General features: G+C 42.0%; 12 protein-coding genes. 8 read left to right on the top strand and 4 right to left on the bottom strand.

The window, feature by feature from the left end:
* Window positions 1-51 precede the first annotated feature (51 nt).
* The 5 genes from JZ784_RS15925 to JZ784_RS15905 all read left to right on the top strand — a co-directional run bounded on the left by JZ784_RS15925 (window position 52) and on the right by JZ784_RS15905 (window position 5,781).
* On the top strand, window positions 52-1,059 hold the full coding sequence (locus JZ784_RS15925) for an NAD-dependent epimerase/dehydratase family protein (protein WP_346315552.1): 1,008 nt from the start codon (window positions 52-54) through the stop codon (window positions 1,057-1,059).
* A gap of 347 nt (window positions 1,060-1,406) precedes the next feature.
* A complete protein-coding gene (fumC, locus tag JZ784_RS15920) occupies window positions 1,407-2,801 on the top strand; it encodes a class II fumarate hydratase (RefSeq protein WP_346315551.1) in 1,395 nt (464 codons plus the stop codon).
* A gap of 356 nt (window positions 2,802-3,157) precedes the next feature.
* A complete protein-coding gene (locus JZ784_RS15915; protein WP_346315550.1) occupies window positions 3,158-4,084 on the top strand; it encodes an aminoglycoside phosphotransferase family protein in 927 nt (308 codons plus the stop codon).
* Between the two features lie 267 nt (window positions 4,085-4,351).
* Complete coding sequence (locus JZ784_RS15910) at window positions 4,352-4,843, top strand: hypothetical protein (RefSeq protein ID WP_346315549.1); 492 nt, start codon at window positions 4,352-4,354, stop codon at window positions 4,841-4,843.
* Window positions 4,844-5,178: 335 nt separating this feature from the next.
* The gene (locus JZ784_RS15905) at window positions 5,179-5,781 is read left to right on the top strand and encodes a nitroreductase family protein (RefSeq protein ID WP_346315548.1); all 603 of its coding nucleotides are present in this window, start codon (window positions 5,179-5,181) and stop codon (window positions 5,779-5,781) included.
* 159 nt (window positions 5,782-5,940) lie between these two features.
* Here JZ784_RS15905 and JZ784_RS15900 read toward each other — a convergent pair whose 3' ends face one another.
* The 4 genes from JZ784_RS15900 to JZ784_RS15885 form a co-directional block, all read right to left on the bottom strand.
* Complete coding sequence (locus JZ784_RS15900; protein ID WP_346315547.1) at window positions 5,941-7,140, bottom strand: MFS transporter; 1,200 nt, start codon at window positions 7,138-7,140, stop codon at window positions 5,941-5,943.
* Complete coding sequence (locus tag JZ784_RS15895) at window positions 7,133-7,576, bottom strand: MarR family transcriptional regulator (RefSeq protein ID WP_346315546.1); 444 nt, start codon at window positions 7,574-7,576, stop codon at window positions 7,133-7,135. The genes JZ784_RS15900 and JZ784_RS15895 overlap by 8 nt, the downstream gene beginning before the upstream one ends.
* A gap of 277 nt (window positions 7,577-7,853) precedes the next feature.
* Window positions 7,854-8,408 (bottom strand): thermonuclease family protein, encoded by a 555-nt coding sequence (locus JZ784_RS15890; protein WP_346315545.1) that lies wholly within the window; start codon window positions 8,406-8,408, stop codon window positions 7,854-7,856.
* A 233-nt stretch (window positions 8,409-8,641) separates the two neighbouring features.
* Window positions 8,642-9,559, bottom strand: coding sequence for a LysR family transcriptional regulator (locus JZ784_RS15885; RefSeq protein ID WP_346315544.1), 918 nt, complete (start codon window positions 9,557-9,559; stop codon window positions 8,642-8,644).
* A gap of 94 nt (window positions 9,560-9,653) precedes the next feature.
* Here JZ784_RS15885 and JZ784_RS15880 point away from each other — a divergent pair, with 94 nt between their 5' ends.
* The 3 genes from JZ784_RS15880 (at window position 9,654) to JZ784_RS15870 (ending at window position 12,890) form a co-directional block, all read left to right on the top strand.
* Window positions 9,654-10,895 carry an acyl-CoA dehydrogenase family protein gene (locus JZ784_RS15880; protein ID WP_346315543.1) on the top strand — a complete coding sequence of 414 codons (1,242 nt, stop codon included), beginning with the start codon at window positions 9,654-9,656 and terminating at the stop codon, window positions 10,893-10,895.
* A gap of 178 nt (window positions 10,896-11,073) precedes the next feature.
* On the top strand, window positions 11,074-12,195 hold the full coding sequence (locus tag JZ784_RS15875; protein WP_346315542.1) for a phosphotransferase family protein: 1,122 nt from the start codon (window positions 11,074-11,076) through the stop codon (window positions 12,193-12,195).
* Window positions 12,192-12,890 carry a histidine phosphatase family protein gene (locus tag JZ784_RS15870; RefSeq protein ID WP_346315541.1) on the top strand — a complete coding sequence of 233 codons (699 nt, stop codon included), beginning with the start codon at window positions 12,192-12,194 and terminating at the stop codon, window positions 12,888-12,890. Before JZ784_RS15875 ends, JZ784_RS15870 begins: the two co-directional genes overlap by 4 nt.
* Window positions 12,891-12,899: the final 9 nt, after the last annotated feature.

The following is a 12,899-nucleotide window of genomic DNA, read 5'->3' as shown; positions in this document are numbered from 1 at the left end:
TTTACACCAATTGGATGTAAATACTTGATAAATATAAGGAGTACCTAAACAATGATTTTAGTGACTGGTGGATTAGGCTTTTTAGGCTCGCACATTGCTTTAAATCTGTTGGCACAAGGACAAGAAGTCATTATTGTCGATAATTTATCAAATTCTAATTTGCAGATTTTAGAACGCCTTGAATACATTTCTGGCATGTATGTGCCATTTGTTAAAATTGATATCCGCAATACGCCTGCATTAAACAAAGTGTTCGAGCAGTATTCAATCCGTGCCGTCGTGCACGCAGCAGGGTTTAAATCACTAGAAGAGTCGGTGCTGAAACCGCTGGAATATTATAATGATAATGTCAGCTGTATTATGAGCTTAATGCGCGCCATGCAGCGTACAGGAGTGCGGAATTTGGTGAACCTGTCCAGTTTAGCCGTATATGGACAGTCTTCAGCGGATCTCAAGGAAGATACGCCATTTCATTATGCCTATCCAAATCCCTATGTTAAATCACAGCAGATGGTTGAGGAAATTATCCGGGATACAGCGCGTACAGACAATGAGTGGAAAATTGCTATTTTGCGCTTAAGCAATATTGCTGGCGCATTTGAACATGGCGTTTTAGGTGAGTTTATTGCGCCGCTGCCAAAAAATATTGTACCTCTAGCCATGCAGGTGGGGGCGCTGCAGCGCGAATTTATAGAATTGCGCAAGCAGGCCAATACGGCAGACCATACCGCAGAGCGCAGTTTTTTGCATGTCTTGGATGCCTGTAGGGCAGTTTTATTGGCGCTGAATTGGCTAGATACCCAAGAGCATACATGTGAAGCGTTCAATATTTCCGGTGAATTGATTTCGATTCAAAAACTCTTGGACCTCATTGCTGAAGTCACTTACAGTCCGATTAAAACCATTGATGCGCCGTATTATCCTTATGCTGAATTTGACCAGCTGGGAAGCCATTCGGAAAAAGCGAAAGAAATACTGAATTGGGCGCCAGAGCATAGTTTGAAAAAAACTTTAGAAGATGAATGGCGTTTTTATCAAATGACTTTACGCGGACAATAAGCTGTTACCGCGTTTAGGGCACATCATTGGCTTATTTACGTTTAATCAAAAATTTACAGAAGCGTCATGAAGGAGCCAGCTTGCAGGTGGATATGGGCAACATGACTCTGAAGCGGCCGGTTTTTACAAAATATAAATAGTGCTATGGCTGGATAAATCCTTAGAAAAAGCATAAAAATAGAAGTACAGCTGATTCAAAAGATGAATAAGCATCATCTGAATTCACAGTATTTATTGAAAATAATTATCATTTACAATTATTTCAAACTTGCATAAACTGCAGGAAATAGCCAAAGCAAGCTGTTTTTGCCAGAGCCAGGTCTTAAACAAGGAAATGAGGTTGCAACATGCAAACACGTATTGAACACGACACAATGGGTGAAGTGGAAGTGCCAAGCGAAGCAATGTGGGGCGCACAAACACAGCGCAGTCTGCAAAATTTTAAAATTGGCGGTGAACGGCTGCCGCGCCCTATGATCCGCGCAATGGGGCTGGTAAAAAAAGCGGCGGCGATGACCAACGCAGAATTAAATCAGATTTCTCAAGAATTATCGCAATATATTGTGAGCGCTGCTGAAGAAGTGATTTCAGGGCAATGGGATTCACAGTTTCCACTCGTGGTTTGGCAAACGGGTTCAGGTACGCAAAGCAATATGAACTGCAATGAAGTGATTGCCAATATTGCCAACCAAAAGCTGGGCAACCCGCTCGGTTCGCAAAAGCCCGTACATCCCAATGACCATGTAAACCGTGCGCAATCGACTAATGATTCATTTCCAACAGCTATTCATGTGGCGGCCAGCCTGCAAATCAATGAATTACTGATTCCGGCAGTAGATCAGCTGCGCAATACTTTAGATGCAAAATCCAAAGCGTTTTCAGATATTGTCAAAATTGGCCGTACCCATTTGCAAGATGCAACGCCTTTAACCTTAGGGCAAGAATTCAGCGGCTATGTTTCTCAGTTAGATCATGGCTTAAAGCGATTGCACCAAGCCTTGTCAGGCCTTTATGAATTGCCGCTCGGCGGTACGGCTGTCGGTACAGGTTTAAATGCGCATCCTGATTATGCAGTAAAAGCTGCAGAGCAGCTTGGCAATTTGACAGGTCTGCCATTTGTGACTGCGCCAAATAAATTTGAAGCTTTGGCGGGCCGGGATGCTGCTGTGTTTGCTTCTGGAGCGCTAAAAACATTGGCGGCCAGCTTAAATAAAATCGCCAATGATATTCGTTGGCTGGCTAGCGGACCGCGCTGCGGTTTTGGCGAACTGCGCATTCCTGAAAATGAACCAGGTTCGAGCATTATGCCGGGCAAGGTCAATCCAACGCAGAGTGAAGCGATGACAATGGTGGTTGCGCAAGTGATGGGCAATGATACAACCATCAATTTTGCAGGCGCATCGGGCAATTTTGAATTAAACGTATTTATGCCTGTAATTGCCTTTAACCTGCTGCAGTCTATTCAGCTGTTAGGTGATGCATGCAACAGCTTTAATGATCATTGCGCCATAGGCATTGAGCCGAACCGTGAAAAAATTGATCATTTCCTGCATGATTCTTTAATGCTGGTGACTGCGCTAAACCCTGTAATTGGCTATGAAAATGCAGCCAAAGTGGCAAAAACGGCCTATAAAGAAGGCAAGACGTTAAAACAAGTTGCGATAGAGCTTGGACTGGTGACTGAGCAGCAATTTGATGAAGTGGTCCGCCCAGAACAAATGGTTTCAGCAAATGCGAAATAAAATGGTGCAGATAATATTGGATGAAGTCCAATGTGAATATCTTTTGATTTGATATATTGGCTTTAATGGATGTTCGATCTTCATATTGAAGAAAAGACGTTACCTCCAGTCTTTATCAACGTACTTTTCTGCGTATTCTGTTATTGGGTAATAAAGATCAAATTGCTCATAAAACCGGCTTAGAAATAAGCCGGTTTTTTAGTATTTGTTGAAGCTGGAGGAATTTTACAACGATTTGAATTTGATTTTTGCATAACGGCTGATATCTGAAATATAAAAATAATATATTCATAAATATAGGAAGTTGTATTGCTTTAGAATGATTTTTATTAACAGTATTGAACTCATTGGGAAGTATGAAAGATTTATCTGATTTAAAGAATAGGATTCAGACAACAGAATTAAAGCTAGTTACACAAAGAAATGGATCTTCTGTATATCAAGGATATTCTCCTCAAGGAGAAGTCTTTATCAAGATAACTGAAAACAAGACTGCTAATGACCGTTACTTTGAAATATTAGAAGCCCTCACAGATTTTCCGCGAACCCCAAATGTATTGGATCAATTTGAATGGAAAGGCTTGTCTGTGATTAGCATGACTGCTATTGAAGGCATGCAAGCTGATCAAGCATTGCAAAATTGCACGCAGGCGCAAAAAAATGCTTTATTTTATGACATAGGTTTAACTCTTGGCGGTCTTCATCATAAAATCCCGCAAACTGATTTATTGAATATGAAATTTTGGAAAGATCGAGATGGCCTATCAACACATTCCGTATTGTGGAATAAACAGTTAGATTTAATGATCTCAAAATGGGTCACTCGTATTAATCCATTATCATCTGATTATCAAGAATTTAGTTGCCAGCTGGATAAATTGCGCCAATATGATACAGCTCTGTTTGAGCCAGCACAGCTTACTTTGCTGCACTGTGACTATATCGGGCGCAACATTCTTGTGGGCAAGGATAATCGAATTTCAGGGGTTATCGACTTTGAAGCAGCCCGCATAGGAGACCCTATCTATGATTTAGCGAAAATCGTTTGGGTAAACATGGATTTTTCTGAACTAGATTTGAGAAATGCCGTTTTAGCGGGCTGGGAATCTACATATAAGCAGACAGTGCCTAAAAGAAAATTTTTATACTATGTAGGCATTCAATGCCTTGCCGCAATTGCTTGGACGGATACCCATTGTTCTTCTGATGGTACTGATCCTATTTTTCGCGCTTCAGCGATTCGGACATTAAAGATGGTGCTGAATGAACTACATGCGCTTTAATTTAGCGCCAGTCAGCGTTGTTTAAAACCGAAAAGCAAAATATACAGAGGTGAGATAAAAATTTTGTGGGCGGAATTGATGTTGAAAGGCTAAGCTGGTTAGGGTTTATATTCACATAATTTTTTATATTTCAAGTGGCTTTGAATAAACTGTCAAAATTGTTAGAATACATTTCTCCCACTGTTTCGATTTTGTTTTTAGTTTGCATTTATTATGCGAGATAAATAATAAAACGATACAAAACAGTATTTTATATAAGGTTTTTTAATGTTCGATATTTATTTGACAGATGTTCAAAAGAAAGTTCAATTTAAGGATTATCCGGGTGAGCATCCTGTTAAATTTGTTTTAAATTTTAAGAAGATTTTCCCAAGCGTTATGGAGCTCATGCTTCCTGTGCTGCCAGAGAATGAAAACTTGGAAGAAATGACTTGGGAATCGACCACCAAGGATTTTGAAGTTTTCAAATTGCTGCTCAGCGGATGGGGCGTCATTGAATTGCGTTTAAATGCGATTGCGCAGTACAAAGACCGAAAATATGCTGACAATTTAGTGAAGCAGGCACAGCAAAAGCGTAAAGATTTTTCTAAAGCGCATTCGATGCTGTCTAGTGTTGATTTAGATTATTTATTTATGCACGAAGTGCATGGCTTGATTGATGCAGAATTGGTAGAACTTGGCGAGAAATTCTATTTGCCGATACTGCGTGATCTGTGGAAAGGCAAAGTGTCTGCGAAAGTGCTGCAGGCAACGTTCTAATCGATTGAACTTCAGTTCGAATATCCAATGCAGCACTTGGGATCATTCCGCTTTTTCTGTGAAGCATTGGATTGAAAAAATATCCTGATCAAATCCCCCAATACATGGGGGATTTTTCATATCGGTTATACTGATATTGCATAAGCTTAGTGGAAAATATGCTTTAAAAATTTATCAAATGGTTAAGAATCCTTCTTTTTCAGCTGGAATCTGGAATTGATATTGCATAAGGTTAAGTGTTTATCAGCGGCCTTGCTGTGCAATCTCAATGTTTAATCAGATGTGCAGTATAAAGAGCAGCTTACATTATGAATGGCAATGCACAGGAAATATTTATGTCAAATCAGTTTTTAGATCAAATTACACAGCGCCGTACAATTTATGCCATTGGCAAAAATGCAGCGCACACGCCGGAACATTTAACTGATTTGATTCAAACTGCAATTAAGCAAAGTCCTTCTTCATTTAACTCTCAGTCATCCCGTGCGGTCATTTTATTTAATGGTGAAAGCGAAAAGTTCTGGGGCTTGGTTGCAGAGAAATTAAAATCTTATGCCAAAGATGAAGAAGGCGCTGCAAAAACCACTGCGAAAATGGCAAGTTTTGCTGCCGGCGTAGGCACCGTATTGTTCTTTGAAGATATGGATGTGGTGAAAGGCTTGCAGGAACAGTTTCCATCATATGCAGAAAACTTCCCTGTTTGGGCAGAACATTCAACGGCAATTGCTCAATTTGCAGTATGGACAGCCCTGCATACAGAGGGTTTAGGCGCTTCGCTGCAGCATTACAATCCAATTGTAGATGCTGAAGCACATGCAGAATGGGATATTCCGGCAAACTGGAAATTACGTGCTCAGCTGGTCTTTGGCTCTGTAGAAGGTGAAGCCAAAGCCAAAACTTATATGGATGATGCTGCGCGTTTTAAAGTATTTAAGTAATACTAAAAAACAGGATCATCATCAGCGCTTTCAATTTGAATATTGGTGCGCGTGATGTATTCGTTCCGCCGATTATTTCATAAAAAAACTGGGTTCACTCCGTTAGAATACCGCTGGCGTTTTAGCCGGCGGTATTCGGTGAAAAGACGCTAAGACAGCTTAAACGCTTGGTTTCACATGACGCCCATGTAGCAGGAAATACACCGCAATACAAGCAAAGGCGGCAAGAGCGCTGTACAGATACAGTTCTGAATAGCCAATATAATCTAAAGATTTGCCAATAAAGTAGGGGCCAAAGCCTAGGCCAGCATCTAAGAAGATAAAGAACGTTGAAGTCGCAAAGCCCATACGCTCGATACTGGTGCTTTTAACAGCAATGGTTTGGCAAACCGATTGAATATTGCCATAGCCAAAACCCAGTAACGCTGCGCAAAGTAAAAGCCCCCAAGCGCTGTTCGCTGTGCTGAGTAAAATCAGAGCGATGCCCATAAGCACGAATGCAGGATACATAATGATATTTGCGCCTTTGCGGTCCATGAGCGGGCCAGTAATTGGGCGGGAAATCAAGATTGCAATTGCATAGGTCAGGAAGAAAAAAGAGGCCGTTTCAACCAAGTCAACTTCTTTGGCATAAAAGTTAATGAACGACAATACACCTGAATAACAGATGGAAGCCAGCAGCATAATAATTGAAATAGGCAACGCTTTGGGTTCTATAAAGCGAGACATTAAGCTGGTTTTTGCCAGTTGAACAGCATTTTCTTTTATTGGCGCTGCTTCAGTTTGCGGCAAATTCGGTATTTGAATCAATAAGGCAACGATCAGGCAGCTGACAGCAATAATACTGGACACAATGAAGATTGCCTTATAGCCAATGTGCAGCATCATCCAGATCGCAAGAAATGGACCAATAGCCGTTCCCAGCGTGCTGCTCATGCTGTAATAGCCAATACCTTCACCGCGCCGCGCCGGCGGTAAAATTTGTGCAATGATGGTGCCTAAGACAGAAGACGCGATACCCATCATAAAGCCATGCATAAACCGTACAAGCAGCAACATGCCTACGTCAAAATGAATGAAGTACATGAAAGAAAAAATTAAGAAGCCGATCAGGCCTGCAACTAAGGTTGTTTTTCGGCCAAAATGCTCTAGAAATTGGCCAACCAGCAGACGGCCGACCAATGTGCCGACAATAAATAAGCCGGAAATAAGGCCTGCCTGAGCCGTTGTTGCGCCTAATTCAGCAACGGCATAACCGACAATAACCACAACCAAAAGATAAAAGATTAATACCAATTGGAAGTTAATCGAACTGACCAGAACAAAATTTCTTGTCCACAGCGGGGCTTGATCATTCATGGTTTGTACCCGCTTTAGAGGCCTCAAGCGCATTGCTGATTTGGTGAAGAACCTGCACGCTGCGTAAAATTTTCTGCTGATCTAAATGCTGAATCAGCTGCTGTTCAAATTGATCTATTTCTGCTGCACATTGCAAATACATCTTTTGTCCAGAAGGGCTGAGAATCAGCTTTTTCTGGCGTCTATCTTCAGTTTGCACCTGAGATACAATGTTTAGCTGAGCCAGTATCTGTGTGCGTTTTGCAATAGAAGGCTTAGATACATTCAAGTATTCAGCGATTTCTATGGACGTGCAGCCTTGCTTTTCCTGAATGACAAACATGACTTGCCACAGGGAATAATTAAGCTGGTAAGGGAGTAATATGGTATTCACTTCATCGCTGAACATGCGCGCGCAGCGCATGAGGGAAGCGCGGAAGCCTAATCTTGAATTCATTGTAGTTAACTAGGGTAACTAATTTATTGAAACTGTACGCCGATTAAAAATAATATTCAAGAGAAAAATAGGGGATTGCAGTACTAAAAATACATTAAATATTAAAAAATCGATGCAGCTGTTTCAGTAGAACAACAATGCAAGCGTACTGAAGCTGATGCAGCCGAAATGATAAAAATGCTGTAAACATGACGGGCTAAATTAATCAGGCGGGGTCAGCGTCCTGATAAAAATAGTACGAAATGCATGGCAGGCGGGCTGCAAGGCTTTGCAGCTTTTACTTATTCAATTTCCGATATTCTTTAGGGCGCATTGGACGGCTATCTTTCCACAGGCCTTTCTTTTGCTTTTTGGCTGTATCCTGCAAGGACTTCATGTGCTGCAGCTGTTTTTTATCGCGAATATATTCTTCATAGACCCATGCAGCGCCGCGTTTGACCATTTCTTCATTTACATTGCGCCGATAACGGTAAATCATGCCGACACATCGTCCATAACGGTCAATATCGGTAATTTTCACCCGCACCAGTTTTTTATACACCAGAGTTTTAACGACACGCTGTGATTCTTTGCCATAACTTTGTGTTGATTCAGGGGCATCCACATAGGCAAAACGCAGTTTCGTTTGCGATCTGCGGACATTCAGCCAGGTGCAGGTCAGGGTATCGCCATCACTGACTGCGATGACGCGGCACCAGTAAGATTTGCCTTTTTTGAATGGACGGAAAAGCTCAGTCAGGAAAACGTAAAGTTTATGAAATAGAAATAGAGCGATGAGGCACAGTGCGATGCCTAGGCCAATAAGCCAGCCGGGTGATAAATTTTCGAGCATAAAAAAAGCTGCTGAATTTATTGATCCGTATCAAATAAATTCAGCAAAAGTTGGAGCTGTTAAGAAACATTATTGTAAAGGAAACTTGATGCATTGATGGGCTAAATAAACAGCTAACGATTTAAAATTAAATATTAATCAATGTTTTGGTTGAATTTTATTCTGGAAGCCGATTTTAAAACTGACAGGAATCAAATAGCCTAAGCAACCCTCAATCATGCAATTAAAATAGCCTAAGCAAAAATTTTTATAATTTCGCTTCGCAAAAAATGATGACGCTCATTTTTCTCAATATCATTATGCCAATAAATACCCATCGTAATTTTAGGAAGTTCAACGGGAACTTCAAAAATATTTAAGCAATCGGCAACTTGTAAATTCGCTAAAAGATTCTTGGGGATGGTCAAAACAGCACTGGGCTGCTGAACTAAAATTTGCAAAGCGGTTGAATAATGCTGGCAGCGCAAAATAACTTGCCGCGACAGCTGTTTGCGGTGAAGAAAAATATCTTCGACCAATACGCCTGTACGCCGTGATGAAACGCCAATATGCTTGGAAGAAAGGTAGAGGGCTTCATTCATTTCTGACCGCTGAGAACAAATAACAAAATAATCTTGCTGCAGTTTTTGAAATTGAATTTTTTCACCAAAGTTTTGTTCTAAATCAATGACAAAATCAATTTGCTGGGAGGCCAGATCGGCTGCAATATTTTTACGGTCCAATTTGATGCTGGACAGTTGAATATTGAATTGGCTTTGCTGAAAATGTTCAACAAGTTTCGGAAAAATCAGCGGTTCAATTTCATCATGCAGGGCAATTTTTAGGCTTTGCACCATGCTGGGATCAAAGCTCTGATTTTGCATCGAGACGTTTTGAATGGCGCACAAGGCATCTTTAATCGACCAGTAAATCTGTTCAGAAAAAGGCGTTGGAAGCATTTTGCTGCCTGCACGGACAAACAGATCATCCTGTAAATGCTGCCGCAGGCGCTGCAGCGCATGGCTGGCTGCAGATTGCGTAATGCAGAGGATCTGAGCTGCTTTAGAAATGCTTTTCTGTTCATAAACAGCAATGAACAGCGGGTATAAATTGATGTCGATACGGTGAAAAACACCCAGATCCATTTGGTTCTTGCTATGAATTGTATTCATATTGAATTATAAAATTAAATCATTTTATTCATAATAGTTTTCAGGTTATGGTGTTGTAAATAGCGAATTACACAATATTTAAAAGGATCATGCCATGTTTGAGTTATCAGCACGCGCACAGGATTATATTGAAAGAACCAAGGCGTTCATTAAAAATGAAATTGAACCTGTTGAAACAGATTTCTGGCATAAAGTTCATGGACTGAATCAAGGCGGTGACTGGACCAAGTGGCAATGGCCCGCAGAGCTTGAAGTATTAAAAGCCAAAGCCAAAGCTGCCGGCCTTTGGAATATGTTTTTGCCGTGCCCTGAACTGGGGCAAGGCTTATCTGTTCAAGAATATGCGCATATTGCTGAACTTTCTGGACGCAGCTTGATTGCGCCTACAGTGTTTAACTGCAATGCGCCGGACAGCGGCAATATGGAAGTAATTTGGCGCTACGGCACAGAAGCTCAAAAAGAGCAGTGGCTGAAACCGCTTTTGGACGGAAAAATCCGTTCTGTATTCTGCATGACAGAACCTGCTGTGGCTTCTTCAGATGCAACCAATATGGAAGCAACGGCGGTTGTCGACGGTGATGAAATTGTTTTGAATGGCCGTAAATGGTGGTCTTCAGGTTTAGGCGATCCTAACGCCAAAATCATCATCTTTATGGCGCATACGCCAGATGAAACCAAAGACCGTCATCATCAGCATTCTATGGTGCTGGTTCCTGTCGATACTGCAGGTGTGAAAATTGAACGCATGCTGCCGGTATTTGGCGATTACGATGCGCCGCATGGTCACGGCGAAATCAGTTTTAACAATGTCCGTGTGCCAGCGGCAAACTTTATTGGCGGTGCAGGCCAAGGTTTTGAAATTGCGCAAGGCCGCTTGGGCCCAGGCCGTATTCATCATTGCATGCGCTGTATTGGCGCAGCGGAAAAGTCACTGGAATTGATGATTGACCGGGGCATGAGCCGCACTGCATTTGGTAAAGAAATTTTGAAATTAGGCGGTAATTTGGAACGGGTTGCCGAAGCGCGTGTCGCTATTGACCAAGCGCGTCTTTTAACGCTGTACGCTGCCTATAAAATGGATACTTTGGGAAATATGGCAGCGTTGACAGAAATCTCTGCCATTAAAGTGGTTGCGCCAAGCGTGTTGGAAAAAGTCGTGGATATGGCGATTCAAATTCACGGCGGTGCTGGCGTTTCCCGTGATACGCCATTAACCGGTTTCTTTGCGCAGGCGCGTTCACTGCGTTTGGCTGATGGGCCGGATGAAGTGCATAAAGGCATGATTGCTAAACTTGAACTTGCCAAACGCGGCTACAGTTCACGCCGCAAGAAATAGCGATTGCCTATTTAAGGAATAGCATGGCTCATCATGCGCAGTCATGCTATAACAAGCTGTATGCTTTTTTAACACTATATTTTTTACAATGAACAAATGAATTGCGCATAGATCAACAGTGCACAGTTGAAGTCCGCAATTCAAATCATAGAAATTCAGGTTTTAGGGAAATAAAAGAATGTCAGTCATTGATGTAGGCGGATCAGTTCGAGAGGGTGAAGAATTAGATATCCGCGCAGTGAGCAACTGGCTCATTGAAAATGGTGCAGATATTGCTGGGCCAGTTGAAGTGACTCAATATTCTGGCGGCGCATCGAATTGGACCTACCGGCTCAAGTATGAAAACGCAGACCTGATTTTACGCCGGCCGCCGAAAGGCACAAAAGCAAAGTCTGCACATGATATGGCGCGTGAGTACAACGTTCAGAAAAATTTGAAACCGTTTTACCCGGTTTTGCCTGAAATGGTGGCGTTGTGTCAGGACGAATCGGTTATTGGCTGCGACTTCTATGTGATGGAACGTGTGGAAGGCATTATCCCGCGTGCAAACTTACCCAAAGAACTGAACTTTAATGAAGCGCAAGTCCGCGAGCTGTGTATCAATGTTATTGATAAATTGATTGAATTGCATCAGGTGCCCTATAAGGGGACAGCGCTTGAGAAATTAGGCAAAGGTGAAGGTTACTGCCGCCGTCAGGTTGAGGGATGGGATGCCCGCTATGAAAAAGCCAAGACTTTAAATGTGCCGTCATTCAAATATGTGCGCAATTGGTTAAAAGAAAATATTCCTGAAGATACCAATACCTGCATAATTCATAACGATTGGCGTTTTGATAATGTCATTTTAGACCCGGAAAACCCGACACAGGTGATCGGTGTGCTGGATTGGGAAATGGCGACATTGGGTGACCCGCTAATGGATTTGGGCTCGGCTTTAGCCTATTGGGTAGAAGATAAAGACAATGCCATTTTCAAGGCCACCCGCCGCCAGCCAACCAATTTAAAAGGCATGTTCACCCGCAAAGAAGTTGTAGAATACTATTTGGAAAAAACCGGTTTGCACACAGACAACTGGACCTTTTATGAAGTGTTCGGCATTTTCCGCTTAGCTGTCATTGCACAGCAGATTTACTACCGGTTTTACCATAAGCAAACCAATAATCCGGCCTTTAAGGATTTCTGGATTGTCATTCATGCCTTGCACATCCGTGCGTTAAAATTGATTGGCCTGCAAAAAATTGAAGCCAATGAAATTGCGCATAAATACATTGAAAAAATGAAGGATATTTTAGGGAAATGACCACGATTTATTTAGTTCGTCACGGTCAGGCTTCATTTGGTGCCGAAAGCTATGACAAGCTTTCGCCGAATGGCGAGCTTCAGGCAAAAGTGCTGGGTCAGTATTTTGATCAGATTTTGAAAGAAGCGCCTTATGCTGTTGCAGGATCTATGCAGCGCCATCAGCAAACCGCCAGCCTCGCGCTGGAAAAATGCTTTCCAGAAAGTGAAATTGTAACGGACAGCGCTTGGAACGAGTTTAATCATCAGCAGGTTTTTGCGCAGTATGAACCGCGCTTTAATGAACCGCATTTGCTGAAAGAAGATGTTTCTAAAGAAGCCAATCCGCGTGCGTATTTAGCCAAAATTTTTGAAGGCGCTATTGAACGCTGGACCGGCGGCGAGTACCACCATGAATATGATGAATCCTGGCCGCATTTTAAAAGCCGTGTAGAAACCGCTTTGCAAAATTTGTGCGATAAACTGGCGCAGACTAGGCCGCGCTATGCTGTAGTGTTTACTTCCGGCGGTGTCATTTCGGTGGCTGTTGGCAAAATTTTAGGCCTTAGCCCTGAAAAAACTTTTGCGCTGAATTGGGCAATTGCGAATACCAGCATCACTACACTGCGCTTAGTGGGCAATGAGCCGCAATTGTTAAGTTTGAATGAGCATCATTTTATTAAAGCTGCCAATCCAAATTTATTGACATGGATTTGATAAAAAATT

The sequence above is a fragment of the Acinetobacter sp. CWB-B33 genome (assembly GCF_039655955.1).
Lineage (GTDB): Bacteria > Pseudomonadota > Gammaproteobacteria > Pseudomonadales > Moraxellaceae > Acinetobacter > Acinetobacter bouvetii.
This window is presented reverse-complemented; position numbering and strand designations above follow the sequence as displayed.

Bases quoted from the DNA above. Each gene is read 5' to 3' on its own strand.
- JZ784_RS15925 (WP_346315552.1), top strand. From the start codon at position 52: ATGATTTTAGTGACTGGTGGATTAGGCTTTTTAGGCTCGCACATTGCT.
- fumC (WP_346315551.1), top strand. From the start codon at position 1,407: ATGCAAACACGTATTGAACACGACACAATGGGTGAAGTGGAAGTGCCA.
- JZ784_RS15915 (WP_346315550.1), top strand. From the start codon at position 3,158: ATGAAAGATTTATCTGATTTAAAGAATAGGATTCAGACAACAGAATTA.
- JZ784_RS15910 (WP_346315549.1), top strand. From the start codon at position 4,352: ATGTTCGATATTTATTTGACAGATGTTCAAAAGAAAGTTCAATTTAAG.
- JZ784_RS15905 (WP_346315548.1), top strand. From the start codon at position 5,179: ATGTCAAATCAGTTTTTAGATCAAATTACACAGCGCCGTACAATTTAT.
- JZ784_RS15900 (WP_346315547.1), bottom strand. From the start codon at position 7,140: ATGAATGATCAAGCCCCGCTGTGGACAAGAAATTTTGTTCTGGTCAGT.
- JZ784_RS15895 (WP_346315546.1), bottom strand. From the start codon at position 7,576: ATGAATTCAAGATTAGGCTTCCGCGCTTCCCTCATGCGCTGCGCGCGC.
- JZ784_RS15890 (WP_346315545.1), bottom strand. From the start codon at position 8,408: ATGCTCGAAAATTTATCACCCGGCTGGCTTATTGGCCTAGGCATCGCA.
- JZ784_RS15885 (WP_346315544.1), bottom strand. From the start codon at position 9,559: ATGAATACAATTCATAGCAAGAACCAAATGGATCTGGGTGTTTTTCAC.
- JZ784_RS15880 (WP_346315543.1), top strand. From the start codon at position 9,654: ATGTTTGAGTTATCAGCACGCGCACAGGATTATATTGAAAGAACCAAG.
- JZ784_RS15875 (WP_346315542.1), top strand. From the start codon at position 11,074: ATGTCAGTCATTGATGTAGGCGGATCAGTTCGAGAGGGTGAAGAATTA.
- JZ784_RS15870 (WP_346315541.1), top strand. From the start codon at position 12,192: ATGACCACGATTTATTTAGTTCGTCACGGTCAGGCTTCATTTGGTGCC.